Origin of the sequence: Luteolibacter sp. Populi, assembly GCF_040801775.1 — a bacterium.
GTDB lineage: Bacteria > Verrucomicrobiota > Verrucomicrobiia > Verrucomicrobiales > Akkermansiaceae > Haloferula.
Map to the genome: position 1 here is coordinate 927,222 of NZ_CP161812.1, position 26,144 is coordinate 953,365.

At 62.1% G+C, this 26,144-nt stretch carries 21 protein-coding genes and 1 pseudogene; 13 read left to right on the forward strand and 9 right to left on the reverse strand.

Going from position 1 to position 26,144, the window contains the following annotated elements; all coding sequences use genetic code 11:
- The first annotated feature begins 173 nt into the window (after positions 1–173).
- A complete protein-coding gene (locus ABWK72_RS03590) occupies positions 174–896 on the forward strand; it encodes a PEP-CTERM sorting domain-containing protein (RefSeq protein WP_367873416.1) in 723 nt (240 codons plus the stop codon).
- 63 nt (positions 897–959) lie between these two features.
- Here the strand turns inward: ABWK72_RS03590 and ABWK72_RS03595 are convergent, their stop codons facing one another.
- Together ABWK72_RS03595 and ABWK72_RS03600 are read right to left on the reverse strand one after the other, a co-directional pair.
- On the reverse strand, positions 960–1,385 hold the full coding sequence (locus tag ABWK72_RS03595; RefSeq protein WP_367873417.1) for a YkgJ family cysteine cluster protein: 426 nt from the start codon (positions 1,383–1,385) through the stop codon (positions 960–962).
- Positions 1,372–2,127 carry an N-acetylmuramoyl-L-alanine amidase family protein gene (locus ABWK72_RS03600; RefSeq protein ID WP_367873418.1) on the reverse strand — a complete coding sequence of 252 codons (756 nt, stop codon included), beginning with the start codon at positions 2,125–2,127 and terminating at the stop codon, positions 1,372–1,374. Before ABWK72_RS03600 ends, ABWK72_RS03595 begins: the two co-directional genes overlap by 14 nt.
- 662 nt (positions 2,128–2,789) lie before the next feature.
- Here ABWK72_RS03600 and ABWK72_RS03605 point away from each other — a divergent pair.
- From ABWK72_RS03605 to ABWK72_RS03650, 10 genes are all read left to right on the forward strand, one after another.
- On the forward strand, positions 2,790–4,115 hold the full coding sequence (locus tag ABWK72_RS03605; RefSeq protein ID WP_367873419.1) for an ammonium transporter: 1,326 nt from the start codon (positions 2,790–2,792) through the stop codon (positions 4,113–4,115).
- 290 nt (positions 4,116–4,405) lie between these two features.
- Positions 4,406–4,867, forward strand: coding sequence for a hypothetical protein (locus tag ABWK72_RS03610; protein WP_367873421.1), 462 nt, complete (start codon positions 4,406–4,408; stop codon positions 4,865–4,867).
- Positions 4,868–4,879: 12 nt separating this feature from the next.
- Positions 4,880–5,617 (forward strand): type III pantothenate kinase, encoded by a 738-nt coding sequence (locus ABWK72_RS03615; protein WP_367873422.1) that lies wholly within the window; start codon positions 4,880–4,882, stop codon positions 5,615–5,617.
- 49 nt (positions 5,618–5,666) lie between these two features.
- The gene (locus tag ABWK72_RS03620) at positions 5,667–6,620 is read left to right on the forward strand and encodes an ROK family protein (protein ID WP_367873423.1); all 954 of its coding nucleotides are present in this window, start codon (positions 5,667–5,669) and stop codon (positions 6,618–6,620) included.
- A gap of 160 nt (positions 6,621–6,780) precedes the next feature.
- Positions 6,781–9,285 (forward strand): DUF1592 domain-containing protein, encoded by a 2,505-nt coding sequence (locus tag ABWK72_RS03625; protein WP_367873425.1) that lies wholly within the window; start codon positions 6,781–6,783, stop codon positions 9,283–9,285.
- Complete coding sequence (locus ABWK72_RS03630) at positions 9,282–10,640, forward strand: DUF1552 domain-containing protein (RefSeq protein ID WP_367873426.1); 1,359 nt, start codon at positions 9,282–9,284, stop codon at positions 10,638–10,640. Before ABWK72_RS03625 ends, ABWK72_RS03630 begins: the two co-directional genes overlap by 4 nt.
- Before the next feature lie 194 nt (positions 10,641–10,834).
- The gene (locus ABWK72_RS03635) at positions 10,835–11,653 is read left to right on the forward strand and encodes an alpha/beta hydrolase (protein ID WP_367873427.1); all 819 of its coding nucleotides are present in this window, start codon (positions 10,835–10,837) and stop codon (positions 11,651–11,653) included.
- A 27-nt stretch (positions 11,654–11,680) separates the two neighbouring features.
- Positions 11,681–12,871, forward strand: a complete 1,191-nt coding sequence (locus ABWK72_RS03640; protein WP_367873428.1) for a class I SAM-dependent rRNA methyltransferase — start codon at positions 11,681–11,683, stop codon at positions 12,869–12,871.
- Positions 12,872–13,097: 226 nt separating this feature from the next.
- Positions 13,098–17,915 carry an SIR2 family protein gene (locus ABWK72_RS03645; RefSeq protein ID WP_367873429.1) on the forward strand — a complete coding sequence of 1,606 codons (4,818 nt, stop codon included), beginning with the start codon at positions 13,098–13,100 and terminating at the stop codon, positions 17,913–17,915.
- 127 nt (positions 17,916–18,042) lie between these two features.
- The gene (locus tag ABWK72_RS03650; RefSeq protein WP_367873430.1) at positions 18,043–18,549 is read left to right on the forward strand and encodes an N-acetyltransferase family protein; all 507 of its coding nucleotides are present in this window, start codon (positions 18,043–18,045) and stop codon (positions 18,547–18,549) included.
- 30 nt (positions 18,550–18,579) lie between these two features.
- Here ABWK72_RS03650 and ABWK72_RS03655 read toward each other — a convergent pair whose 3' ends face one another.
- Entirely contained in the window at positions 18,580–19,197 is a 618-nt protein-coding gene (locus ABWK72_RS03655; protein ID WP_367873431.1) for a DUF1080 domain-containing protein, read from the reverse strand.
- Between the two features lie 125 nt (positions 19,198–19,322).
- Between ABWK72_RS03655 and ABWK72_RS03660 the strand changes: the two genes are divergently transcribed.
- Positions 19,323–19,937, forward strand: coding sequence for a hypothetical protein (locus ABWK72_RS03660; protein ID WP_367873432.1), 615 nt, complete (start codon positions 19,323–19,325; stop codon positions 19,935–19,937).
- Here ABWK72_RS03660 and ABWK72_RS03665 read toward each other — a convergent pair.
- Entirely contained in the window at positions 19,934–20,413 is a 480-nt protein-coding gene (locus ABWK72_RS03665) for a CYTH domain-containing protein (RefSeq protein WP_367873433.1), read from the reverse strand. The two genes, ABWK72_RS03660 and ABWK72_RS03665, sit on opposite strands and share 4 nt — an antisense overlap.
- A gap of 177 nt (positions 20,414–20,590) precedes the next feature.
- On the opposite strand from ABWK72_RS03665, the gene ABWK72_RS03670 reads away from it, so the two are divergent.
- Positions 20,591–21,232, forward strand: coding sequence for a tol-pal system YbgF family protein (locus ABWK72_RS03670; protein WP_367873434.1), 642 nt, complete (start codon positions 20,591–20,593; stop codon positions 21,230–21,232).
- 17 nt (positions 21,233–21,249) lie between these two features.
- On the opposite strand, the gene ABWK72_RS03675 is transcribed toward ABWK72_RS03670, so the two are convergent.
- The 5 genes and pseudogenes from ABWK72_RS03675 to ABWK72_RS03695 all read right to left on the reverse strand — a co-directional run bounded on the left by ABWK72_RS03675 (position 21,250) and on the right by ABWK72_RS03695 (position 25,871).
- Entirely contained in the window at positions 21,250–22,134 is an 885-nt protein-coding gene (locus tag ABWK72_RS03675; RefSeq protein WP_367873435.1) for a metal ABC transporter permease, read from the reverse strand.
- Positions 22,131–23,402 carry a metal ABC transporter permease gene (locus ABWK72_RS03680; RefSeq protein ID WP_367873436.1) on the reverse strand — a complete coding sequence of 424 codons (1,272 nt, stop codon included), beginning with the start codon at positions 23,400–23,402 and terminating at the stop codon, positions 22,131–22,133. Before ABWK72_RS03680 ends, ABWK72_RS03675 begins: the two co-directional genes overlap by 4 nt.
- A 4-nt stretch (positions 23,403–23,406) precedes the next feature.
- Positions 23,407–24,172 (reverse strand): annotated as a pseudogene (locus ABWK72_RS03685) (metal ABC transporter ATP-binding protein).
- Positions 24,172–24,936: a transporter gene (locus ABWK72_RS03690; RefSeq protein ID WP_367873437.1), complete on the reverse strand. Its 765-nt coding sequence runs from the start codon at positions 24,934–24,936 to the stop codon at positions 24,172–24,174. Before ABWK72_RS03690 ends, ABWK72_RS03685 begins: the two are co-directional and overlap by 1 nt.
- The gene (locus ABWK72_RS03695; protein ID WP_367873438.1) at positions 24,933–25,871 is read right to left on the reverse strand and encodes a zinc ABC transporter substrate-binding protein; all 939 of its coding nucleotides are present in this window, start codon (positions 25,869–25,871) and stop codon (positions 24,933–24,935) included. Before ABWK72_RS03695 ends, ABWK72_RS03690 begins: the two co-directional genes overlap by 4 nt.
- Between the last annotated feature and the right edge of the window lie 273 nt (positions 25,872–26,144).

Genomic DNA, 26,144 nt, shown 5'->3' on the forward strand with positions numbered 1-26,144 from the left:
TTTTCCGAGACGGCCTTTCCCTTTGCGGGGAAGGCCGTTTTCGTTTCGTTCTGAGCGTGCGACATATTCGTCACGGATGAGGTTTTTTGTTTCCGCGTGGCACCGGCCATGCTTCACATGAACAGTTCATTGGACGGTAAATTCCCCGACCGCCGCCACTAATACACTCCCCCATGAAATCGCTGCCCCTCCTGAAAGCGTCCATTCTGAGTCTTGTGCTTGCCGCAACTTCTCAGGCTGCGGTCATCGCGGCTTGGGATTTCGATCCGATGGCTGGCGGAACCAATAATTTCGGCGCTTCGCCCCTCTCGGCAACCACGACCTTCGCGAACGTGACCGCCGGCGGTTTGACCCGGGGTAGCGGCATCGGAACCACCGGAACGGGTGCTGCCAATGGTTGGGGCGGCAACGATTTCGTCATTGTGACGCCCTCTTTCGCCACAGCCGTGGCGGCGAATGAATTCGCAACCTTCACGATCGCGCCCGACGCGGACTACGAACTCTCCCTGTCGGATATCGGTGCCTACAATATCCGGCGCTCCGGAACCGGCCCTTCGACCGGCCAGTGGCAGTACCAGCTCAATGCAGGCGAATTCCAAGACATCGGAACCGCCATCACTTGGGGCGCGGTGACAACCAGCTCAGGCAATGCGCAGGCTTCCATCGACCTAACCGGTATCTCCGAGCTTCAGAACATCGCCGCTGATACGACGGTGACCTTCCGCTTGGTCGCTTGGGGAGCCACCAATACCGGTGGAACTTTCTATCTGAACGATCCGCTTAATACTTCCGTCATCGACTTTTCCCTCAATGGAACAGTCACCGCCGTCCCGGAACCCGCGGCCGTACTGCTCGGTGCGATCGGCTTCATCGGCTTGCTGCGCCGCCGCCGCTGAATCCTTCCGCTGCAAGTTTTTCCCGGAAACCCGGCCCGCCACGCGGTCCGGGTTTTCTCTTGTTCAGACCAGTCCCCTCGCCCGCGCGTCGGCCATCGGCACCGGCTTGGCTTCGCAGACCTCCCGCCAGCCGGCGAAGTTCCACTTGTTCGGGAAGCCGCTGCACTGCCCCGGCTTGACCGGGTGGATGCGGCAGCCGCCGGCTTCCAGCATGATGCACTCGTGGTTGTCCTTCTCGATGAGGGAAAGGCCCTTGCGGTTGGTGCGCAGGCGGGTGTAGCGGGCGATGAAGTCGTCCTCGCCGATCCCGAGGAAGGCTGCGATGGGCGCGATTTCATCGTCCTCGAGCCGCACGTCGCCCGGCCATTTGCAACAGGCGGTGCAGCGCTGGCAGACGTAGAAGTGATCGGGATCGAGCAGGGTATCGCGGTTGCCGGGGCTGCCGTGCGAAGGCTCGCGCCGGGGGCCGGCAGGATCAGCGGGCGACATAGGTCGCCTCGTAGGACTGCTTGTAGTAGTAATTCACCCGCGCTTGGAAGGCGCGCCACTTGGCTCCGGGGCGGCCGTTATTCATCAGGAAGTGCGGGCAGTTCTTGTTCGCGGGATGTTTGCCCGCCCGCGGCCAATGGTAATGGGGTACCACGCGGCTCAGCGGGATGCCGTTCTCGTGCATCAGCTTGGCGGTGAGCATGGCGGTGCGCTCGATGGTCGTGGAGAGGTTGTTGCCCCGATTTTCGCACATCTCGATGCCGATCGACAGGCGATTGCCCGGCCCGGCGAAGTCGGCGTGCTCGCCCTGCTCGGTCACCGGCATGTGCTGGATCGCCACACTGTCGTCCACGGTGAAATGCCAGATCAGGTAGCCGATGCGGTTGCCGCCCGGCCGCTTCCCCGAGCGCAGCGCGCCGCGCTTGAGCGCGAGGGAATGCCGCTCCGCACCGGCGGTATAGTTCTGCGTCGAGTGAATGGTGATGTATTGCGGGCGCATCGGGCGGACCACCTTGCGGCCATGGGTTCCGCGGGGGACCATGTCCACCTTCAGGTTGATCCGGCGCGCCAGATTCCCGCCGCCGGACGGGGCCGAGACCGGCTGGCTTTGGCCGGGTAGCAGCGCGGAGCCGCCCCGGAACCCCACCGCTTCATCGCGATAGCCCGGCAAGGGCTCGACCTGAGTGCAGTGGAAGCAGACCATCGACAGGGCGAGCATGGCCGCCACGAACGGGAACTTCATGCCCGATCTCCTATCACGTGCGGCGTTCCCCGTGAAGCCGGAAGAATAAAGAATCCCGTAGCAATACGGGGCAATGGATCTTCGCCAAGGCCGCGCGGCTGGCATACCCTCCGCTTCGGATCCGATGAGCCTTGGAGCCGTTTCGACGGTGAGGAATGGATCGAGAGCGTGCCCGGGGACCTTCACCACTCCCGTACTTCCCTCTCCCGGGCGGGAGTTTTTCCGGGTGAACTACGAGCCGGTCTAAACGGCCTTTGTGACGCCGCCCGCGGACGGGCCTTGAGGCGGGGAATGATACGCCTAGGGCACGCGAGCCAACCTTTGAAGGGCGCGGCTCGGGGAAGCCGCTTATTTTCCACATGTAATTCATCATCAACGATGAACTTCCTGAAATCGGCTTTGGCACGGCGTCTGCTTTTCGGACGTTCAGCAGTTAGGGCCGGATCGGACCGGCTGCTGTCACAATCCATCCGAAACCGAGTCACATGAGCCTGAAAACACGATTGGTACGCGGCGCATTTGCGTTTGCTGCCGCAGCAATGATGGTCCTGCCCCTGGCACCGAGTGCCCGAGCGCAGGAGACACCCCCTCCGGCGCCGGCAGAGGCCCCCGCAGCTCCGGCGGAGGCTCCCCCTGCGGACGCCACGCTCGAGCAACGCGTGATGGATTTGGAAAAGTATGTGACCAATGGTCAGCCCGGCGTGGACGGAGATGCCACCTGGACTTCCAAGATCGCGGGCCCCGGCCCCGGCCACAACGCGTGGCAGATGGTCAGCACGGCCTTGGTCCTGTTTATGACGCTCCCCGGCCTGGCCCTTTTCTACGGCGGCTTGGTTCGCAAGAAGAACGTGCTCTCGGTGATGGCCCAATGTCTCGGCTGCGCCTGCATGATCACCCCGCTCTGGTGGTTCTGCGGCTATAGTCTCAGCTTCGGCGGCACCGGTCCTTTCATCGGCGACATGTCGTTCAAGATGTTCGAAGGCATCAAGCCGACAGCCGCAGGCCTCGGCTACTGGTGGATTTCGGACAGCATGTGGGCGATGTTCCAGCTGACCTTCGCGATCATCACCCCCGCGCTGATCATCGGTGCCATCGCCGAGCGCATGAAGTTCATCTCGATCATGGTTTTCATCCTGATCTGGATGTTCGCGGTCTACTTCCCCTTCGCCCACATGGTCTGGTCCGGCACCGGCTTCATGAGCGGCATCCTGAATACCGATGCTGACGGCGTCGCCGCAGGCATCAAGGCGATCGACTTCGCAGGCGGCACCGTGGTTCACATGACCTCCGGCTGGAGCGCCCTGGTGCTCTGCATCATCCTCGGCAAGCGCCACGGCTTCCCTAAGGAGCCGATGACCCCGCACAGCATGGTGCTCTGCATGGTCGGCACCGGCATGCTCTGGGTCGGCTGGTATGGCTTCAACGCCGGCTCCGCTCTCGGTGCCGACGCGATCGCTTCCAATGCCTTCGTGACCACCACCCTCTGCGCCGCCACCGCCGGTCTGGCGTGGGCCCTCGCCGAGTGGCTGCTCAAGGGCAAGCCCAGCGTGCTCGGTTTCTGCTCCGGCATCGTCGCCGGTCTGGTGGTGATCACCCCGGCCGCCGGATTCGTCGCCGCGACTTCCTCCGTCATCATGGGTGTCCTCGCCGGTGTGGTCTGCTTCGCAGCCTGCGCCTACCTCAAGAAGGCGCTCGGCTATGACGATGCGCTGGACACCTTCGGCGTCCACGGCGTCGGCGGCACCCTGGGTGCCATCCTCACCGGCGTCTTCGCGGACGAGAAGGTGAACTCGGTGGTCGGCCCCCTCAAGGAAGGTCTCCTGATGAACCAGTTCAAGGCAGTCGGCGTGACGATCATCTGGAGCGTGGTGGCCACCGCGGTGATCGCCCTGATCGTGAAGGCGGTCCTCGGCCTCCGTCCGGATGTCGAAGTGGAGAACGCCGGTCTCGACCTCGCCGAGCACGGCGAAGGTGGTTACGAACACTGAAGAATTCCCGATAACAACATCTCACATGGCGGGCGGACCTGGAAGGGTCCGCCCGTTTTCTTTGAAATCATCAATCACCAATCTTCCAATCATCAATCGGACTGCCGCTGCGCGGAAAGAGGCGAAGAGAGGCGCTTCGCGAGGTGTTAGCCAGGCCGGTTGGTCTCGCTTCACGCGGTAGCGCCCTATTTCTTCGCGCAGCGCCACTTCGATTGATGATTGGAAGATTGATGATTGGTGATTGCCCCCGAGCGGCCTCTCGTTAGACGCTCGCCGCGGTGACGCGCCGCATGAAGCTCCTCCTCCTGGCACTTGGCGTGTCGGTGATCTTCGCGGGCTGGCAGTGGTTCCGGCCCTATGACTGGAGCCCCGATCCCGGGGCGCGGTTCACGGTGAAGCAGTGCATGGTGGAGCGAGATCACTCGAACCTCTGGCTCAGGGTCTTCCTGGAACCCCGCAAGGGCGAGGTAATGGACTACTTGAAGCCGATCCACCTGAAGACCTCGGGCGGGAAGCAGTTGGAGCTCGCCAATTTCGTCCAAGCCGGAGCGGCCAGCGCGGAGGAGGCCACCAATCCCGAGGAACAAGGCAGCGTCGATGAACTGGTGTTCAGCTTCTGGTTGGAAGCCGCGGACTTCGCCGGACCGCTGAAGCTCGAAATGAATGATGGCAGCCTGCTGATCCGTAGCGGCGATACACTGCCGCGCGTTGCGGACGGAGGTTTCCGCGTCTTCAATTCCACCCGCTGGTAAACTAGTTCCCCGATGCCCTGGCTGCTCGTCGATAATTCCAATACCCGCACCAAGTTCGCGCTCGGCGATGCCAACGGTCTGCTTGAGAAGCGCGCCTGGCTGCCGACTCCCGAGATCTCCCCTGCCGCGCTGGAGAAGGTCCTGGAGGGTTTCGAATTCGAGGGCACCCTGCTCTGCTCGGTGGTGCCGGAGAAGGCCCGGATTCTCCGCGATCACCTCGTGGCGCGCGGCCCGCTCCATCCCCTGACCTGGCGCAGCGACATGGGCCTGGAGATCGATTACCCGAACCCGGAACAGATCGGCGCAGACCGGCTAGCCAATGCCATCGGCGTCAATGCCCGCCACGGCGCGCCGGCGATCGTGATCGATTTCGGGACCGCGGTGACCTTCGACGTGGTGGCCGCCGGACCCGCCTATTGCGGCGGGGTGATCGCCCCCGGCCTCGGGGCGATGCAGGACTACCTCGGCCGCCGCACCGCCCTCTTGCCACAGATCGAGCTGGAGGAGCCGCTCTCCGCGATCGGCAAATCCACCGTCGAAGCGATGCGCGCCGGAGCCGTCTACGGCTACCGCGGATTGGTCCGGGAGATCCTCGCCAAACTGGGCGCGGAGATGGGCGGAAAACCCGTGATTATCGCCACCGGCGGAGATGCCGCCCTGATCGCCCGCGGCCTGCCGGAGATCGGCGCGGTCGACCCGGACCTCACGTTGGAAGGCTTGCGGTTGGCCGCAATCCGCAATCTTGCATAAAAGTACGTGCAAAGAACGCTCGAAGTGTCTACAAAGTAGTCGCCAAGCCATGTCAGAAACCCCACTCGCCATCGGTGTCGATTTTGGCGGAACCTCCGTGAAATTCGGGGTTCTGTATCGCAGCAACATCATCGACCAAGCCCCGCCCGTCTCCACCCCTGACTTCGACGGGCCCGAGGCCCTGATCGAGGCCATGCTCCGGGTAATCGGAGACCTGCGGGATCGACATCCCCGGATCGAAGCCATCGGCGTCGGCGTGCCGGGCTTCGTCCATTTCGAAAAGGGCATCGTCCACAATCTGACGAACGTGCCGGGTTGGACCGCGATCCCGCTCAAGAAGAAGCTGGCGGAAGCGACGAATCTGCCGGTGGTCGTGGAGAACGACGCCAATTGCATGGCCTACGCCGAGTGGAAGCGCGGCGCGGGGCGCGGCCTGAATCACCTGGTGGCACTGACCTTGGGCACCGGCGTCGGTGGCGGCGTGGTCGCGAATGGCAAAATGGTCCGCGGCGCGCAATTCGGGGCCGGCGAGATCGGCCAGATGTCGATCGATTGGCAGGGCCGCCGCGGTGCCTATGGCAACCTCGGAGCTCTTGAAGATTACGTCGGCAACAACGAGATCGCGGCGGATGCACGGCAGGTCTATCTGGATGCCGGAATCGAGCGCCATCTCCCGGAGTGCACCCCGGCCGCCTTGGCGAAGGCGGCGCTGCTGGGCGACGAGATCGCCTTGGGAATCTGGGACAGCGTGGCGGCGAAGCTGGCGACCGCGATCATGAACTGCTGCTGGTTGCTCAACCCGCAGGCGGTGATCATCGGCGGCGGCGTGGCGAAGGCGGGCGATATTCTCTTCAATCCGCTGACGGCCCACCTTTACGCGCAGCTTTCCGCGCCCTTCAAGGAGCACCTCATGATCTTGCCGGCGCGATTCGGCAACGAGGCCGGGATGGTCGGCGCGGCCGCCTTGGCGCTGGAAGAGGCAGGCGTGGTCTTGCAGCCCTAAAAGTGCGGCGGGAACACGCGCGTCTTTTGTGGAATTCGCCGCAGGTCGGAAGACTCATAGCCTGAGCGTGTCATCGTGAGTGAAACGCGCGCCCAGACGCGTTTCAGGCTGACGGCGACTTTTCCGACTTTCCCGCGTTCTAATCCTAGTGCTCTCCCGCATGCTTCTCCTGCGAATGGCCTTGGGCCTGTGCTTCTGCGCAGCCGCCCGGGGAGATGATTTTGCCGCGACCTTCGACGAAAAGATCCTCCCGATTTTGGAGGACAACTGCTTCTCCTGCCATGGCGAGGGCGAAGATAAGGGAAAGGTGAGCTTTGACACCTTCGGCAGCACGGCAGAGCTGATGAAGCAGACGGACCTCTGGGTCCACGCCCTGCATAATGTCCGCTCGGGGATGATGCCGCCAGCCAAGAAGAAGCGGCCCTCCGCCGAGGACGTGGCGGCCTTGGAGGACTGGATCAAGCGCGGCGCGCTGAAGCTGGACCCTGCGAATCCCGATCCCGGCCGGGTCACCCTCCGCCGCCTCAACCGGGTCGAATACCGGAACACGATCCGCGACCTCACCGGCTACGATTTCCGCACCGACGAGGAATTCCCCGCGGACGACACCGGCTACGGCTTCGACAACATCGGCGACGTGCTCAGCACCTCCCCTCTCCTGCTGGAAAAATACCTGCAGGCCGCGGAGACGATCGTGGCCAAGGGGCTGCCTCTGGAAAACCGGGTGACCGCGCAGCGGAACTACCCCGCGGGCATGTTCCGCGGCCAAGGCGAGCGCGGGGAGAACGACTGGGAATACCAGCTGTCCCTCTACGACCCCGCCGACCTGACCGCGCAGCTCGAGATCAAGACGCCGGGGACCTACCGGGTGATCTTGAATGCAACTGCCCGCGGTTCCTTTTCCTACGATCCGGGCCGGGCGACCGGCACTTGGAGCGTCAATGGCAAGAAACTGCTGGATCAGGAGCTGAAGTGGAGCCCGGGGCAAAAGATGGAATCGAGCCTCGAGGTGAAGTGGGAGGCCGGCACCTACCCGCTCCAGCTCACGCTCGCGCCGCTGGTGGACAAGTCGCAGCAGCCGCCCGACCTCGGCGACGGCCCGCCGAGCGTGAACCTGCACCTGAGCGGGATCACGCTGATCGGCCCGATGGAGCCGGAGCACACGGTCCACCCGCCGAATTACGAGCGCTTTTTCACCCGCGACGATGTGCCCTCCGATCCCGGCGAGCGGCAGGACTACGCGGTGGAAATCCTGCGCCGCTTCGCGAGCAAGGCCTTCCGCCGACCGGTGGACGAGGCTACGGTGCTCAAACTGGTGGCGATCGCGAAGCAATCGGCGGAAGCTCCGGGCGGAACCTTTGAAAAGGGGATCGCCCGAGCGATCTCGGCGGTGCTTGCCTCGCCGCGTTTTCTCTTCCGCATGGAGCGCACGCAGCCGACCAAGGATCCGGCGGAGCATCCGCTGCTCGACGAGTATGCGCTGGCTTCCCGACTCTCTTACTTCCTGTGGTCGACGATGCCGGACGAGACCCTGCTGCGGCTCGCGGGACACGGCGAGTTGAGGAAGAAGCTGGGCGAGCAGGTCGAGCGGATGCTCGAAGACAAACGCTCGGACGAGTTCGTGAAGAACTTCGCCGGGCAGTGGCTGCAGACCCGCGATGTCGAGAGCGTGAGCATCGATGCCCGGGTGGTTCTTTCCCGCGACTCGGGCACGGAGAGGGAGAACACCGAGCGCTTCCAGACCTTCCGCCGCCTGAACAAGGAGATTGATGAGGCGCAGAAGGCCGGAGAGGAAGCGAAGGTCGCCACCCTGCGCGAGGAAATGAAGCAGATGCGCGCGAAGTTCCGCGGCAACGGCCGGCGGGTGGAATTCAGCGGATCCCTGCGCACGGCGATGCGCAAGGAGGCGGAGATGTTTTTCCGCTACTTGCTCAAGGAGGACCGCAGCGTGCTGGAATTGATCGAAACCGATTCGACCTTCCTGAATGGCGAGCTGGCCAATCACTACGGCGTGCCCGGCGTGGATGGCGGTGACATGCGCCTGGTGAAGCTGCCGCCGGATAGCCCGCGCGGCGGGATTATTACGATGGGTTCCGTACTTGCGGTGACCTCGAATCCGACCCGGACCTCGCCGGTGAAACGCGGCCTCTTCATCCTCGATAACATTCTGGGCACCCCTCCCCCGCCCGCACCGCCGAATATCCCCGCGCTGGAAGCCTCCGAAAAGGGTGCCGACGGCAAGGAGCTGACCCTGCGCGACGCGCTGGCGCTGCACCGCGAGCAGCCGCTCTGCTCATCCTGCCACAACCGCATGGACCCGCTCGGGCTGGCGCTGGAGAATTTCAACGCGATGGGCCTGTGGCGCGACAAGGAGCGCGGCCAGCAGCTCGCTTCCCCGGAAGGCCAGCTCATCACCGGCGAGAAATTCGCCGATGTCCGCGAGCTGAAACACCTGCTGGTGACCGCCCGTCGTGCGGACTACTATCGTTGCCTGACGGAGAAGCTTCTGACCTACGCCATCGGTCGCGGGCCCGAGCCCGGCGACATCACCACGGTCGATGCTATCGTAGAGAAGCTGGAAGCCAGCGGCGGCAAGTTTTCCACCGTCATCACGGGCATCATCGAATCCGCCCCGTTCCAAAAACGCCAACGACCCTCGACATGAACGCCGCCACCAACCGCCGCCGCTTCCTCCGCGGCATGGGAGCCTGCCTCGCCCTGCCCTCGCTCGAAGCCTTCATGCCCCGCGCGATGGCCGCCGCCGGGCCTGCGCGCTTCGGCACCACCGCCAGCGGTGCGCCGCTGCGGATGGCATTCCTGTATTTCCCGAACGGCGCGATCCAAAGCCACTGGTCGGCTTCCGGGAGCGGTGCCAATTTCAATTTGGAGAACACGCTCGCCCCGCTGAATCCGCTGAAGCACCGCGTGCAGGTCTTCTCGGGACTTGAGCACTTGAATGCCGATCCGGGCAACGACGGGGCCGGCGATCACGCCCGCGCCAACGGCACTTTCCTGACCGGCGTGCGCGTGAAGAAGACTGCCGGCAGCGACATTTATGCGGGCGTCTCGGTCGACCAGATCGCCGCGCAGCATATCGGGAAGAATACCCGCTTCGCCTCGCTGGAAATGTCCTGCGATCCGCACCGCAAGTCCGGTGGCTGCGATTCCGGCTATTCCTGCGCCTACGAAGCGAACCTCGCGTGGCGGACGCCGACCTCGCCGCTTTCTCCGGAATCGAATCCGCGGCTGATCTTCGAGCGCCTCTTCGGCTCCGGCAGCCCGGGCGAGCGCGGCGCGAGCCTGGCCCTGCGCCGCTCGCAGCAGCGCTCGGTGCTCGACTTCGTGATGGAGGACGCGAAGGCCTTCGAAAGCCAGCTCACGAATCGCGACAAGGCGAAGATGGACGAGTATCTCACCGGCGTCCGCGAGATCGAGCAGCAGATCGAAACCGCCGAGGGCTTCACGAACATCCCCGATCCCGCGATGGCGACTCCCGAAGGCATCCCGAAGGCGTATGATGATTACATCAAGCTGATGTTCCAGATGACCGCGCTGGCCTTCGAGACCGATGCCACGCGGGTCGCCACGATGCTGCTGGCCCGCGACGGCAGCAATCGCTCTTTCCCGGAGATCAATGTCGCCGAGGGTCACCACTCCCTGTCCCACCACCGGGAGGACAAGGACATGATCGAGAAGGTCAAGATGATCGACCGCTTCTACGCGGAGCGCTTCGCGGAGTTCCTCACCTTGTTAGAATCGAAACAGGATGCCGACGGCCAATCGGTGCTGCACAATTCGATGATCGTCTACGGCTGCGGCAACTCCGACGGCAACCGCCACACCCATGCCAACCTGCCGGTAGTCCTGGCCGGCAATGGCGGCGGGGCCTTCAATCCCGGAGCTCTCCGCAGCAACCCTTCCACGCCGATGTGCAACCTCTACCTGAACATGCTCGATGCCATGGGCGTGCCGCAGATGGAGCGCTTCGGGGATAGCACGGAGAGATTGGCGGTGGTCTAACATCTTGCACGCCCCCCATGGAACGGTCCCCGAAGGCACGCCACCAAGGGTACGTAGTCCCGCCTTCAGGCGGACGCAGCACCCCTGTCGTCGGCCTTACCCGGTGCTTTCTGGTGGAGCCATCTGCAAGGACATCTTCATCCGCCTAAAGGCGGGACTCCGTACCACCGTATTCGGAACGCTCTCTAATACCCATGAAAACCCTCCTTCTCTCTCTCGCCTTTTTACTCCCCCTCCACGCCGAGGAAATCCTCATCTACCCCAACGGCGCGCCCGGTTCCGAGGGCAAGACCGGCGAGGAAATCGTGAAGAAATCCGGCGGTGGCGAGCTGATGATCTCCAATGTCCACAAGCCGTCCATCACGCCCTATTTACCCGCGGCGGACAAGGCCACCGGCGTCGCGGTGATCGTCGCACCGGGCGGCGGGCATTCCATCCTGTGTGTGACCCATGAGGGCAGCAACGTCGCCGAATGGCTGGCGGAGCACGGGATCGCCGCCTTCGTCCTCAAATACCGCCTCGCGAAGGAAGAAGGCTCAACCTACACCGTGGACGATCATGCCGTCCCGGACATGCAGCAGGCGATCCGCCTGATCCGCAGCCGCGCCGCCGAGTGGCACATCCGGCCCGATGCGGTCGGCGTGATGGGCTTTTCCGCGGGCGGCGAGGTCTGCGCGCTCTCCAGCATGAAGTTCGCCGCGGACAAGAGCGACCGCCCGGATTTCCAAGCGCTGATCTACCCCGGCCGCTCGAACCGGATCGTTCCCCTCGCGGAATCGCCGCCAGCTTTCCTGGCCGCTTCCTCGAACGACCGGCCCGATATTTCCGAAGGGCTGACGAAGGTGTATCTGGACTTCAAGGCGGCCAAGGTCCCGGTGGAACTCCACCTTTACTCCGGCGGCGGACACGGTTTCGGCTACCGGCCGGGCAGGACTTCCCCGGAGAGCCAGTGGATCGTGAGGTTCGAGGACTGGCTGAAGGAGCGCAAATTTCTCGGCCCCTCCGGATCTTGAGGCCGGTATAGTGCTGGCAGCTTTTGATTGAACATTTCGTTCCGCCCGTCCCACGCTGCCTGCGTGCCGACGGTCCGCCTCAAATACTTCAGCTACCACCCCGCGATTTGGCCCCGGATGATCGGGGAGGTTTCGCGCGATGCCAGGGCGGGCTCGCTCGTCCAAGTCATCGACAAGGAGGGCAAGCCCTTCGGCAGCGCCTTCTGGAATCCCAAGGCGGGCATGCCGCTACGGGTTTTCGACCACGGCAGCGAGGTTCTGGAGGAAGACTTTTTCATCGGTGCCATCCACCGCGCCGCCTCCCTGCGCCGCGAGGTCTTCAAGCTGGATGCGGAAACCGAGGCCTACCGCGCGATCCACGCCGATGCCGACCAACTCCCCGGCCTGGTCGCGGACAAGTTCGGCAAGGTGATGTCTCTGGAGGTGACGAACCTCGCCGCCTGGCAGCGCCTTGACGCTTGGGTGCCCGCGATTCACGAGGCATTCGGCACGGAGAAGGCGCACATCCGCGTCGATCCCGATCTGGCCCGGATCGAGGGCATTCCTTCGCTGTCCCACCCGCTCTCCGAGAAAATCCGCCCGCTCAAGGTCCGCGAGCACGGCGTGACCTTCGAGATCGACCCCGCGGGCGGCCACAAGACCGGCTTCTTCTGCGACCAGCGCGACAACCGCAAGCAATTCGCCGCGATGGCCGAGGGCCGCAGCGTGCTCGACCTCTGCTGCTACACCGGCGGTTTCTCGATCAGTGCAGCGCTCGCGGGTGCCAGCGAGGTCACCGCCGTCGATCTCGATGAAGTCTCGATCGAGATGGCCAAGCGCAACGCGAACCTCAACCAGCAGCGGATCAAGTTCACGCATGCCGACGCCTTCACCTGGGCCCGCACGATGATCGAGAACAACCGCCAGTGGGATCTCGTCATCGCCGATCCGCCGAAGTTCATCCACGGCCGCGAAGACCAGCTCGGGCATAACAAGTATCACGACCTGAACAAGCTGGCCCTGCAAATGGTGAAGCCGGGCGGGATCTTCGTCACCTGCTCTTGCTCCGGCATGCTCTCCCCGGACGAGTTCGAGAAGATCGTCGTCTCCGCCGCCCACCGCCAAAACCGCCGCCTGCAGATCTTCGATCGCACCGGAGCCGGGCCGGACCATCCGACGCTCTCGAACTACCCCGAGTCCCGCTACCTCAAGCTGCTGTGGTGCCGGGTGATCGGCTAGGCCAGCCGCTCGGCCCTCCGCCTCTCCCCGGAAGAAACCGGGAAACTACCTCATTCACTGGCGGACTTCGCCCCGGGATGCCGGTGGCCAACCGGAATCGAATACAAACTCAGGCCGGTTCACCAACTGCATCCGGTGTTAAAGCTTCAAATATTAGGGCCCAACCCCCTGACACCGAATATCATTTACATCATGATGCAGCCGTCTATCCGGTGGGCTGTTTATTATGCCCACGAAAAGCCCCTCCCCTACGAAGCAAGATCTTGGCACTCAGGAAAAAATCACAATCCACAAGGAATTATCTTCCGAACTTTTCGTTCGGGAGGTTTGCATGGAGATTCGGAAGGGATACGGCTTTACCCCCCTCGTCGGTTCTGGCGCCTCGTCGCGTTCAGGTATCTTGATGGGAATCGAATTCGACGAGTATCTTACCTACACGATTCTGCGCTCTGTATTATCGGAGGAAGAACGGGACGAAGTTTTCGGCGAAGGTGTCTCGTTGTGGAATGTCCGTGAAGATGGCTGGCCGGCACCCCCCAAGCCCTCCGAGGTGGAGCGCACCCGGGAATGGGTCCGTGAGAATTACACTACCCTATGCAATCGGCACGGCATCGAGGTGAAATCCTTCGGTGAGTACCAGGACAAACAGGGCAAAAAATATTTTGAAGGCGAGGTCACCAGGTTGCAAGCGGGCGAGACCAGCCACGGCAGCTTGGGAGCGATGGATGCCCATCTCCGCCGCCCCTTGCTGCCGAGGGTGCTGCGGGGAGAGCACACCAACGTCGACGAATCGGGGGTCAAAGCCTTCCTGCGGCATTTCGGCAAGAACAAGGAGGACCACGGCCAGTTCATTGACGAGGGAACCTCACCAGGTTCCCAGGCAGGTATCGAGGAGCGGGCAATCCGCTCTCTCTTTGACTGGCGGGCCATGCTCCAGTTTCTTTCCGAAGTCGTCCGGATCCGGGTGAAAGGTGAACGGCCGATCCTTGGAAGTCACGATCCCGGGGTGATCGACAGCTTCAACACCCACATCACCCGCGGGCGCAAACCAAATTTGACCCACAGCATGCTAGGACATCTCGCCGGTCCCATGAGGACCCGGATCATGCTGACCACCAACTTTGATACACTTCTTGAGGATTCCCTCGAACAGCTGGGTGAGAAGTTCACCGTCATCCCGGTCGGAATCGGAAACGTCTTGCCCGATCCGGGGACGATTCATTCCCAGAATTCCATCGTTAAGTTGCATGGGACCCTATCCTACACGAGGGCGGACTTCACCCTGGATGATCAACCTACCGTTCTCGACTGCCGGCGGCTCTTCCACTATGTCCGTGGCGGATACCCGAGGCGTCACAGCAGTCCCGCGGAAGCCGTCTCGGAAATTGGAGAAAGGTCCTTTCTGCCCACCCATCTGATGGTGATCGGCTGCAGCGGGTCCGACGGGAGAACCATCAGCATGCTCAAATATCTTTTAGATCATGACTCCGAAGTCAGGATTTTCTGGGTGTGTTACAGCAACTATGACCTGAAAAACCTCCACCACCTCTTTCACGAAAAAGACTACATCGAAAAGGGCCGGATCACTGCCACTGTCACCGATCGCGTCGATCTGCTTCTCCTGGAACTCTACCAGGACCTGATGTATGGGCTGCCCAATGGAGGATTCACCTACCAATTCTCCCATGATGTTCCTCCGAAACTCTGGGAGAAGCGAGACAAGCAGCACGCGGAAGATACGTCCGAGACGGGTCCAAACAGCTGCGTGGAAAAAATTGTCGAGAGATCCAAGCAGATCGAAAAGGCGCGGAAGAATCAAGTGAACCAGGAAAACACTGCCAAGCTCCCTCCAGGCAGACGGAAGCAACCTACGGTCTTTCAAAACCGGGCATTTTTGATGGATGAGAGCAGCGGCTTGATGGCCGCACTCCGGCGGGAGTTCAATGCATTGTCACGGAGGCGCTTCGGCTGTGTCTGGATGGAGATGGAAGACCATCCTAACACGCTCTCCTTGGCTCACGCGATCTTGAAGACCATCGCGATGCGGCTCGGCCTTTTTCAACTGGAACACACTGTTTTGATTCCCTCCCGATTCACCCGGAACTGGAAGGAACTGGAAAATAGCAGTAAAGCCGAACGGCACGCCGCGCGCCTTAAGGCGTGGAAAGATCTCCTCGACCGGATCATCCCCTATTTCCGGATTCAGCCGGAAAGATGGGTGATCTTTCTCTACGGACGGAATGTCCCGGGAATGTGTGCTGGCTGGCGCTCGGCCGAGTGGAATGCCGTGGAGTATGATGAGCTTCACTGGTTCATCGAGTCACTCGTGCAACATGGCTTCATTCTTATCTATGCACCCTATTCCAAAAAGCGTCTGATCCACGACCAGGGAAGCGAGCAGACAGTGTTGGGCGAAATCGCCAAGCTGAAGAAGGCGCCGAACAAGAACTGGGGATCCCAAGATCAAGGTTGGAAGCTTCCGGGTGATAAACGCGAAACGCGCATGGGCGTCGATGAATCCTGGGTGGACTCCGATTTGTCGGAATCCGTGTTCGAAACCTTGGAGATCAAGTCGAACCGGGGGACGTCGTTTTCAAATGTCCCCAATTTCATCGCGGAGGTGATCCATGATCTCTACACCACGGGGAAATACAGCGGAGGGGACGCAAACGATGATCCGGAAGATGTGGCAAGACTCACGGCGCAGGCCGAGATGTCCCGGAAGCTTGCGCATTTCCTTTATGCCATCTCGCTATTCCGTCGTTCAAGACCAGGAGCATCCTTCTTGGCAGATGCGGTCTATCCCGCATTCTTCCAGCATAATGACGTGGGCTTGGACAACGACTGGCTCCGCCATTCTCAAGCCGATGCATGGTTGGAAGACTTCAAATCAAAGGGATTTGTCCATCGCAAGCCCGGAGGAAACGCTTGGCTCTTTCGCGACGCACGGCTCACCATTCAAATCCTCTTGGAAGGATGCAAGAATATACCTTTCGGCAAAAATATACCTTCAGGAAAAAAAGAAGATAAGTCGATACCTCACGGGTCGTCGTCCGCATCGCGAAGCCATTTCTGGATTGCAGCATGGTACGCGCGCGGCTTCTTCACGACCAACGACAGCTTGCCCGTGCTTGAGGCTTGCCATCACTTTTACCTCAGTATTTGCACGGCACCCCATGCGGCCCCGGCAGGCGCCGATGTCACGAAGGCCGATTACCAGCGTTTTCTGTGGGTGCGGAGCATCACGAATCTCATCAAGTTAATCAAGCTGGCAAGACCTGCCCTGCTTTTCTGGTTGGACAAACCTGCCGCCGAGCCCTTCTTCGGGTTCAAGGCTCTTGAAGATGTAAAAAAGGGAATTCGCCGGGCGACTGAGGAAATATTCAAACCCGCCAATGGGAGCGGATGGGATGGCGAAGCTAAAGCGGGCCTTGCAAGGACAGATCTGGTGCTCAACTCGAAGCGCGCTTTCGAATTGCTGGCCCTGCTGAACGCGGAACTGGAGTGTCTTTGGTGCACTTTCGACCGCAAACCATTCCGACCGGTCTTCTCCACAGGCTCCTCCGCCTTCGGTCTCGACTTGGCCGATGAGTCGACGCGGCAATATTCCAAAATCCTGGTTTTTTCAAAGGGTCAAGATTGGAGGAATCATTCGGAAAGGCTCGATCCAGAACTCGGCAACCACTGGGAGCCGATTCCCGATCTGATTCGTTCGAAATTGCTCAAAGCATTGCAGGATCATGAATTCCTGCAGAAGAAATCCGGCAAACGTCCCGGCAAGGTGGCCATGGAGGGCTCCCATATTCTTGGAACTCACCTGTACAAAGGCATAATCAAGATTTCGTGGGATTTCCTCAAAACACACAACATTAGCGAGGCAACGCCGGAGTATGCCCACGGAATTTTCGATCTGGCTTATCTCCATGTCCGGAGGGCCAAGATCGTCGATCACATCGACTACAAGACTATCGGCGATCGCAAAGTTCCGGATGCAGACGAAGAGAACGCCCGACGCAATACGGACGTCCTCCCCTCCCGGGAGGAGGGCCGGAGACTCTGGACTCAAGTCACTGCGCTCTGCCGTGTTGTGATCTACCTTTGCAGGCTCCTGCCGCCGCATCTCATGGTGGCCGAACTCAGCCTGCGGGTGGAGGCCTTCATGCTTTACGGACTTGCCCAAGGCCGCTTGGGGCGCTTCTCGGAAGCGCACCGGCGATTGAATGAGGCACATGCGATCCTGACCAAGGTTCCTCGCCACGTGGACAGCATTGAGTTGGCCATAGTCCAGTTGCGGCGGGCTGAGGTCTATCTCATGGAAGCGACGCTTCTTAAACGGCTCGCGGATCGCACGGTGGATCCCACCATGTTCAAGAGCATGAGCCCGGTCGTGGAAGAAGCTTGTCAAATGGTTTGCCAGCCCCTCAAGCAACAAGCTTCTCCTGCAACGGGAGGCCTTCCGGCAAAGGATTCAGAGCGCCTGGCCGCGCAATGGCGTGCCACCTACCAGCTCAAATCGATAAGCGGCCCGGCCAAGGCGCAGGAGCTTATCAAGAACGCAAACGTAGAACAGCTTCGGCGCCTGCATTGTGCGCGTCTGGATGACGCATGGGCATCCTTGGAGAATGCGGAACGGATGCTTTCCGGTCGCACCCGCTCCTGCCAATGGTGGGGGCGGCTTTGCACCCTTAAGCTAAAGCTCTTCGCCGAGCTGTGTAGCGAATCGATCAAGAAATACCAGATCTTGGCTTTCCGGAGAAGCATTGCCTATAGAACCTACTTTGTGGAACTTCTCCGGCTGGGCTTGGCGGTTTGGCCGGACGACCCCTATCGCCGGGCTCGCTTGGCCGACTATTTCATGAAGGCGTGGCGGCGCAGTGTCAGACCCGAGCATAAACCCAGATCGATCGTTGCCGAGGCGGAGGCTCTGCTCAAGCAAGCCCTTGAGAACGATTGGGGTTACGACCTGTCGGAAGATGGCGATCATGCTCTATTGCACCAATATAAAGTCCGCATTGCACGGGATGTGAGAGGGTGGAAATCCTGACATGATCGTAGCTCTTCGCATGAACCGCGCTTCCGACGAGTTTAACAAGCGCTTGGCAAAGAAGGAAGACCCCTGGAACCAAGCGCTCGACCGCTACGCCACCGAACATGCGGACTCGTTTCAGTAGATGACGCCAGCCCTCCAGATCGTCTCCGCGACCGCGGACCACGCCGAAGCCGTATGGACGATCTTCCAGGAAGTGATCGCTACCGGTGACGCCTACGTCTTCGACGAAAGCACCAGCCGCGAGGACTTCATGGCCTACTGGTTCTCACCGAAGTCGCACGCCCACGTCGCGATCCTCGATGGCGAGGTGCTGGGTAGCTATATCGTGAAGGCGAACCAACCGGGCCGCGGCTCGCATGTCGCGAATGCCAGCTACATGACCGCCTCAGCCGCTCGGGGCCGGGGCATTGCCGGGAAAATGTGCGAGCACTCGCTCCACTTGGCGAAGTCGCTCGGCTTTCAGGCGATGCAGTTCAACATCGTGGTCGCGACCAATACCGTGGCGGTCAAGCTGTGGCAGAAGCACGGCTTCCGAATCGTAGGCACCCTCCCTAAAGCATTCCACCACGCCGTTTCGGGCGTGGTGGATGCACATGTGATGTTCAGGGAACTGGATGACATCGGCTGAGTCCGGCGGAAGAGCCGGAGCCGGGAGCCATCAATCCAGGCTCTTGATCCGGATGTTCTTGTAAAGCGTCGTGCTGCCCTTGTCGTGGGCCTGGATGGCGAAAGTGCCGCCGCCCTTCTGCAGCTTGCTCTTGCCTTCTTCCGGCTTGTAATCCTTGACGACATCCTTGCCGTTGACGGAGACGTTGACCTCGCCCTTCTTGACGGTGATCACATATTTCATCCACTCGTTGTCCTTGAAGGGCTCCTTGTTATCGACGTAGTTGTAGAGGCCGCCGGACTTCTTCCAGTCGGACTGGGTGTTGTTGACCTGCACCTCGTAGCCGGCCGAGGGCCAGCTCTTCTCCTGATAGGTGCTGTGGATGAAGAAGCCGCCGTTCGAGTTCGGCTTGGTCATCACGTCCAGACGGATTTCGAAGTTTTCGAATTTCGCATTTCCATCTTTACCGACGTAGAAGAGGTGGGCGCAGTCGCCGTTGGCGACGATGGCGCCGTCCTCGATCTTGAAGGCACCGGCATTGTCGCCGACCTTCCAGCCCTCGAGGGTCTTGCCATCGAAGAGGGACACGAAACCTTTTTCCTCCGGCGCGGCGGAGGCGGTGAGAACGAGCGCAGCACAGGCTGCGAATGCGGACAGGAACTTTTTCATGGTGAGCCTTACCACTACGCGCAAATCGCCCGGCGTCCATCCCGGCGAGAGTCATTTGCGGGACAATGCGGACCTTTATTTCCGAGCTGTGAAACCCCCCGGCGTCGTGGCCAAGCTAAACGAATATGAAAGCCCGCTTTTTTCTCCGGGTCCTGGCGCTCGCCGTAGCGGCGCCGGGCTGCAGTTCCTGCGATCTGATGTTGGAAGGAGCAATCACCTCCAACCTGGAATCCCGGGCGCTCGCGCCGGGCAGCAGGATCGACAGCAAGAGCTTCAGCGTCACGGTGCCGCACGATACACGCTTGTATTTGAGGCACTTCGACAAGAAGCGGGAGTATCTGGAGCTGGCGGATACCGACCCGGTCACCCTAGGCTATGAGTATTTCGTTTTCCCGGCCGATGCGGCAAGCGGGGAGAGCCCCGGCACCGCACTGCTCCGGCACTACACGACCCGCAATCCGCGCGGCAATTGGGAGGCGATGGCCACCCGGCCCGGCGGGGTCAAAGGCTCGATCGGACAGGTGGATATCCGGTCGCGGCGGAAGGAGGGCGGCTTCGTCCTCAGCTCGGAGGCCTTCCGGGATGGAACCCGGATCTGGATGGTCTCGAACCTTCTCTACTACCCCGGCCCCCTCATCGATGGCACCCCCGCAGATGTCGAGGAGGGTGCCAAGCTGCGGGCCCGAGAGGCCCGCAAGAAGGCCACGGCTTTCGCGAAATCCTTCCGGCTGAAGCGCTAGGCAGATCGCGCGTCTCCCCATTCCTTCCAAGGGTGGCTGGCGAGGCAGGCATTGAAGTAGCGGGGATCGTCCGAGACTTCCTCGCCGATCCAATCCGGCTTCTCGAAGGCCGTATCCTCGGCATCCAGTTCAATCTCCGCGACGATGAGCCCGGCATTCGCGCCGAGAAATTCATCCACTTCCCAGCAATGCCCGGCATAGTGGCGCTCGTGGCGGATCTTCTCGATGATCGAGGGCAGGCAGAGCTTCAGGAGTTCCCGCGCTTCTTCCGGCGGGATGGCGTATTCGAATTCCTGCCGTGAGATCCCCTCCCCGGCACCTTTGATCGTGAGGAAGGCCTTGTCCCCCGCCAGGCGGATGCGCACCGAGCGCTCCTTGTCGCGCGCCAGGTAGCCTTGGCTCATCCGCAGCCCCGGCGGGCCGTCCCGCCAAGCATCGGATTTCAGGAGGAATTTGCGCTCGGTTTCAATGGCCATGCAGCGAAGGTGGTAGCCTTGGGGCCGCCGACCTCAAATCAATCTTTTCGGTCCGGAGGCATCTGATATGAGACGGGAACTTTTCTTGGCGGATCGTACGAATTTTTACCCATGCCGTACCGTCCATTGTTTCGACCCACACCCATGCGGTCTTCAACTATCCACGACTTGAAATCCATGAAAACCAAACTTGCCGCCCTTTGCGGTATCTCCCTCGCTCTCGTTTCAACCTCCAGGCTCGCCGCCCAGGATGATGCCGCCGCCCTGAAGGAGCGCGTGGCCGAACTCGAGAAGCGCCTCTCCGAAATCGAGGGCGAAAAGGCCTCCGAAAAGAAGCTCGAGAAGCTCCGCACCGACAACGTCGCCAACGCCAAGAAACGCGCCGCGGAGGACAAAGGCGAATACAAGCCGGAGGAGTTGAGCGAAATCGAATCGCTGTACCAAGTCGCCAACAAGAACTGGCGCAGCGATGAGGCCAAGACCAGCCTCAAGAAGCTCCTCGATAAGTATGACAAGTCGAACCGCACCGGCTGCGCCACGCTCTACATGGGCCAGATGAGCGAGGGCAAGGAGCGCATCGAGTATCTCACCCGCGCCGTCGAGAAGTTCAGCGATTGTTACTATCTCAACGGCTGCCAGGTCGGCGGCTATGGACGCTTCGTTCTCGCCCTCACGCTCTGGGAGAGCGGCGAGAAGGACAAGGCGAAGGCGCTGCTCGGAGAACTGAAGTCGAAGTACAAGAACGCCATCGACCACAAGGGCCGGCCGATGGCCGAGATCGCCGAAGCGGCGGAGAAGGAGCTGGCGGCGCAAAAGTGAGCCCTGTCGGCTTCCGCCTACGCGACCTTTCTGCCGGAGCTGAGCAAACTCCACGCCCAGGCCAGACACAGCAACCCGAAGCCCGCCAGCACGATCGCCGCGGCGGCATTGATGCCCGCGAACCATGCCAGATAGAATCCGCCGATCGCCGAAAGCAGCGCATGCAGCGTGGCGATCAGCAGCACACCGGGAATCCGCCGCGCCACCAGCAGCCCGCAGGCTCCCGGCAGAATCAAGAGGGCCACGGCGAGGATCGCGCCGACCGCTTGGAAGGCGGCGGTGACGATCATCGCCACCAGCGCCAGCAGCAAGGTTCGCGCATAGCCATCGCGGAAGCCGATGCAGCGTGCATGCAGGGGATCGAAAGCACCGGTCGTCCAAGCCCGGCCGCAGACCAGCGAACCGGCGATTGCGACCAGCGAGGCCCCCGCCGCGCTCGCGAAAGCCAGGGGCACCTCGAACGAGCCGAGAGAAACCCGTGCTCCGTTCACTGCCGTTTCCAGCGAGCCGAAGAGCACGCAATCCGGATCGAGATCCACCTTCGAGGCGAAGAGGCGCAGGCCCAGCACGCCGAGCGCAAAGAAGGTTGTGAAGGCGATCCCCGTCGCGGCGTCTTCGCGCACGCCCAGCCGTTGGTGGATGACCTCGATCAACATCACGCAGGCCAAGCCGGCAAGCGCCGCACCGGCCAGCAGCCAGGGAGAATCGAGCCCGCCGCCCAGCAGGAAGCCCGCCACGATGCCCGGCAGCACGCTGTGCGTGATCGCATCCCCGGTGAGCGCCATGCGCCGCAGCACCAGATAGGTTCCCGGCAAGGCGCAGGATAGCGCGACCAGGAAAGCCGTGATGACCAGCCAGAGATTGGCTTGGGAGCGCAGGGGATCGAGAAGTTCGTCGATCACTTGCCCTCCTCTCCGGTGCCGCGGGGGATCTTGCGCCCGTGGGGATCTTCTTCCGGGTTCTCGAGCACTTCCGCGAGACGCCTGACATTTTCCTCGCTGATCCAGTGCTCGGCGCGGTCCGCATCATCGTGCACGTGATCGGGCGCGTAGTCCGCACGGCGGGTGAGATACAGTTCCCAGAGGCGGTGCTTGCGGACGATCTCGGCCGCCCGCCGCCGACCCGGGACCGTAAGCAGCAGCGCGGACCCGCTGCTGGTCCACTCGGCCTCGCCCTCCGCTACCAAGCGGGCTCCGCGCGTGCGAACCGATTCGAGATTCTCGCGCATTTTCCGGGCGAGTTCTTCCAACCCGACCACGCCGCCTTCGCGATCCTCGATGAAGGACCACACCGCCTTGAGGACGTTCTCGCGGTCGATGCGCTGCTTCAGCCGCCGGGCGCGGAACCAGCGCCAAACGACACCATCACGAATGCCGAAGAGAATCGCGAAGGCAAGCACGGTAGCCAGCGAGAGCGCCATCAGCGGTCCGGTCGGCAGGCCGGTCTTGAGCAGGGAAAGCTGCACGCCGGCGATCGATCCGATCACCCCGAAGCCGCAAGCCCAGCAGGCCTGCGCCGCGAGATCGCGCGTCACCCGCCCTGCCGCCACCGCCGGTGTAACCAACAAAGCCGATACTAACACAACGCCGACGGCCTGCATCGCCACCACCACGGATGCCGCGAGCACGATGAAGAAAATCCGGTCCACCCAGCCGACCCGGATACCGAGCAGGCGGGCATGCCGCGGATCGAAGCTCGCCACCGTCAGCACCCGGAAGCCGAGGGTCGTGCCCAAGGCGATTACCCCGGTCGTGGCGGCCAGCATCCAGAGGTCTGCATCGGAAATCGCCGCCGCCTGGCCGAAGAGGTAAGCGTTCACGCCGCCCGGCTTCCACTTCGAGATCATCGCGATGCCCGCGGCGAAGAAGACCGATAGCACCACACCCAGCGCCGCATCCGGCTTGAGCTTGGTGGTGCGCATCAGGGCCATCAGCAGCCCCGTGCCGAGCAGCCCGGCGGCGACCGCGCAGGCGAGCACCACCAGCGGGTTGCGATCGGGGCTCCAGAGCAGGCCCGCTACCACGCCCGGCAGCACCGCGTGCGAAAGCATATCGCCGGTCAGCGCCATCCGGCGGGAGACCACGAAGACTCCGGTCAGCCCGCCGCTGATGCCCAGCAGGAGCGCGGCGAGCGTCGCCTTCTCCGCAGTGGTCTCGAGCAGCGCCATCATGAGATCAAACACCGGCCTTGGCCTTGGAAGCCACCTCGCTGAGCAGGGTCAAGCGCCCGCCGTAGGCGACTTCCAGGTTTTCCTTGGTGAAGACCTCCGCCACCGGCCCGAAGGCGACCAGGCGGAGATTGAGCAGGATCAGGAGATCGAAATACTTTTGCGCGGTCTGCAGGTCGTGATGTACGACGAGTACCCGTACGTCCCGCTTCCCGGAGATCCCGCAACACCGTGACGATGGCATGCTCGGTAGCGGCATCCACGCCGGCAAAGGGCTCGTCCATCAGCAGCAGCTCGGCATCCTGGGCCAGCGCGCGGGCGAGGAACACCCGCTGCTGCTGGCCACCGCTGAGTTCTCCGATCGGTCGCTTGGCGAAGGGCGTCATGCCCACGCGGTCGAGCGCAGCCGCGGCACGGTCGCGCTCCTGCTTCCCGGCACGGCGCCACCAGCCAAGCTCGCCGTAGGTGCCCATCAGCGCGACGTCGCCCACGGTGACCGGGAAATCCCAATCCACGCTCTCCCGCTGGGGTACGTAAGCGATGCGGTTCCGCACCTTGTTCAAGTCCTGGCCGAAAAGTTTGACCCAGCCGCTGTCGGGGCGCAGCTCGCCCATCACCGCCTTCAGGAAGCTCGACTTGCCGGCACCGTTCGGACCTAACAGGCCGACCAGCGTTCCCTTGGGCAGCGCGACATCCACGCCGTGCAGCACCGGCTGGTGGCGGTAACTGGCACAGAGGTCGTGGGCTTCGAGGACGGGCGGTTCGGCAGACATTAGAAGCGGAAGGTGATTCCTTGGAAAACGGAGTAGTCCTCGGCAGCATCGTTCAGGCCAGCAACTCCGCCAATGTCGAGTTGGACGTCCGGTCCCAGTGCCCAAGTGATGCCGGCGCTCATGCTGGCTTCGTAAGGATGAGCCCCGGTCACGCCGATATACTCCACATAGAAGCCAGCGCTGTCGCCCAGATCGTGGCCGAGCACCAGGGTGTGGAGGAAGTCCCACTCGTGGCGGTGCGAGTCCTCGTCCCAGACCCGGTCCACCTCGCCCTGCACCCCGAGACCCCAGCCTGCGGCGAGATCGTGGGAATAGGTCAGGATCGTGCCGCCTTCCCACTCCCCGCTGCTGACGGCGGTATGGGTCGGAACGGAAACGAAAGGCATGAGACCCAGCGCGGAGGAGCCGCCGTCATTGCCCCACAAGTTCCACTTCCAGCGCACCTCGACATCGCCGAAGCCCTCGGCATCCGAGTCGGCCAGGCCGCGCTGGCTTTCCCGGATATAGGGACGGACGACGAACTGGAGATCCTGGCAGGAGTTCAGGCCGATCTTGAAGTTCGTTTCGGCGAGCGTCCAGGTCTGCGTCTCGATGCCGCCCGACTTGTCCCGCGCGTACGCCCAGAAGCTCGACTCCACCTGAAAACCGCCCGGTTCGACCGTGATCGGACTCTCCGTGGTATCCGGGCGATCCGGTGAAAGCTCGCGCTGGAAATCCGCCGCCTGCAAGGATGCCGTAGCGGCAAGTAAGAAGAGGCACTTCATTTCAAGCCCTCCACGATCACGTTGACGTTGTGCTTGATCATACCGACGTAGGTGCCGCGGTCATAGGATTCGCCGCCGAGCTGCTCGATGTCGCCAGGCTTGCCCATGGCGTCCGAGAAGAGCGCGCCGGGAGAAAGTTTCGCTCCGGCTTCATCGGCCACGGCCTGGATGCCCTTGGCATTGACCGAGGTCTCGCCGAAAAGCGTGCGGATGCCGCGGCTGCGGATGAATGCCACCAGATCGGTGCGGTCCTTGAGCCCGGCTTCCGCGGCGGTGCTGACCCCTTGGAGACCGCGGACCTCGAAGCCGTAGGCACGGCCGAAATAGAAGAAGGCATCGTGGCTGGTGATAAGCACCCGCTTCTCCGCCGGGATCTCCGCGACCCGCGACTTCGCCCAGGCATCGAGCTTATCCAGTTCGGCGGTCATCTCCTTGCCCTTGGCCTCGAAATCGGCGGCTTGGGCGGGAACGGTTTCCGAAAGTGCCTTCACCAGGCTTGGAATCGTCTCGCGCCACAAGGTCGGATCGCCCCAGAAGTGAGGATCGCGCGTGCCTTCGAAGCCCTCTTGCGGCGCGAGCAGGCGGTCCTGCGTCACGCCGGCGGAAAGTGCGACGACCCGCCTCCCCCGCTTCGCCATCGCCTCCAAGGTATCCTGCATACGGCCCTCCAAGTGCAGCCCGGAATAGACGATCAGGTCGCCGCGTTCCAAGAGACTCGTGTCGGACAGGGCCGGGATATAATTGTGCGGGTCCACTTCCGGGCCCATCAGCCCGCGCACCTCCACGTGGTCCCCGCCGATCCGTTGGGCGAGATCGGTGGCCATGGTCGTGGTGGTGACCACCAGCGGCTTGCCGGAGCCGGAGTTCACCTTCGATTTGCAGGAAGTAAGGCCGCCTAAGCCGAGGGCGGCCGCGAGGAGGATTCTCGTGAGCATGGGAATCAAGTAAGCCGGCGCAAAATCAACCTCAAGAACAAATTTTAGCCTAAGCTAATTTTAATTGCCGAATCGAAATCGCGCCCCCCCTTGAATCGTCGTTCGGGTCGTGGCCGCCTGAGATGTCTTCATGGGGTCAAGATCACCTTCCACCAGCGCAGCCGAGCCAAGAGACGCCTTCCCTCATCTTGAATGAGGAGCCGTCACAAACTGCCGCGGTCGATGGCGATGCCTCGTCGAGCGGCTTGGGAGACCACGATCCTTTTTTCAATG

Bases quoted from the DNA above. Each gene is read 5' to 3' on its own strand.
- ABWK72_RS03590 (WP_367873416.1), top strand. From the start codon at position 174: ATGAAATCGCTGCCCCTCCTGAAAGCGTCCATTCTGAGTCTTGTGCTT.
- ABWK72_RS03595 (WP_367873417.1), bottom strand. From the start codon at position 1,385: ATGTCGCCCGCTGATCCTGCCGGCCCCCGGCGCGAGCCTTCGCACGGC.
- ABWK72_RS03600 (WP_367873418.1), bottom strand. From the start codon at position 2,127: ATGAAGTTCCCGTTCGTGGCGGCCATGCTCGCCCTGTCGATGGTCTGC.
- ABWK72_RS03605 (WP_367873419.1), top strand. From the start codon at position 2,790: ATGGATTTGGAAAAGTATGTGACCAATGGTCAGCCCGGCGTGGACGGA.
- ABWK72_RS03610 (WP_367873421.1), top strand. From the start codon at position 4,406: ATGAAGCTCCTCCTCCTGGCACTTGGCGTGTCGGTGATCTTCGCGGGC.
- ABWK72_RS03615 (WP_367873422.1), top strand. From the start codon at position 4,880: ATGCCCTGGCTGCTCGTCGATAATTCCAATACCCGCACCAAGTTCGCG.
- ABWK72_RS03620 (WP_367873423.1), top strand. From the start codon at position 5,667: ATGTCAGAAACCCCACTCGCCATCGGTGTCGATTTTGGCGGAACCTCC.
- ABWK72_RS03625 (WP_367873425.1), top strand. From the start codon at position 6,781: ATGCTTCTCCTGCGAATGGCCTTGGGCCTGTGCTTCTGCGCAGCCGCC.
- ABWK72_RS03630 (WP_367873426.1), top strand. From the start codon at position 9,282: ATGAACGCCGCCACCAACCGCCGCCGCTTCCTCCGCGGCATGGGAGCC.
- ABWK72_RS03635 (WP_367873427.1), top strand. From the start codon at position 10,835: ATGAAAACCCTCCTTCTCTCTCTCGCCTTTTTACTCCCCCTCCACGCC.
- ABWK72_RS03645 (WP_367873429.1), top strand. From the start codon at position 13,098: ATGCCCACGAAAAGCCCCTCCCCTACGAAGCAAGATCTTGGCACTCAG.
- ABWK72_RS03650 (WP_367873430.1), top strand. From the start codon at position 18,043: ATGACGCCAGCCCTCCAGATCGTCTCCGCGACCGCGGACCACGCCGAA.
- ABWK72_RS03655 (WP_367873431.1), bottom strand. From the start codon at position 19,197: ATGAAAAAGTTCCTGTCCGCATTCGCAGCCTGTGCTGCGCTCGTTCTC.
- ABWK72_RS03660 (WP_367873432.1), top strand. From the start codon at position 19,323: ATGAAAGCCCGCTTTTTTCTCCGGGTCCTGGCGCTCGCCGTAGCGGCG.
- ABWK72_RS03665 (WP_367873433.1), bottom strand. From the start codon at position 20,413: ATGGCCATTGAAACCGAGCGCAAATTCCTCCTGAAATCCGATGCTTGG.
- ABWK72_RS03670 (WP_367873434.1), top strand. From the start codon at position 20,591: ATGAAAACCAAACTTGCCGCCCTTTGCGGTATCTCCCTCGCTCTCGTT.
- ABWK72_RS03680 (WP_367873436.1), bottom strand. From the start codon at position 23,402: ATGATGGCGCTGCTCGAGACCACTGCGGAGAAGGCGACGCTCGCCGCG.
- ABWK72_RS03690 (WP_367873437.1), bottom strand. From the start codon at position 24,936: ATGAAGTGCCTCTTCTTACTTGCCGCTACGGCATCCTTGCAGGCGGCG.
- ABWK72_RS03695 (WP_367873438.1), bottom strand. From the start codon at position 25,871: ATGCTCACGAGAATCCTCCTCGCGGCCGCCCTCGGCTTAGGCGGCCTT.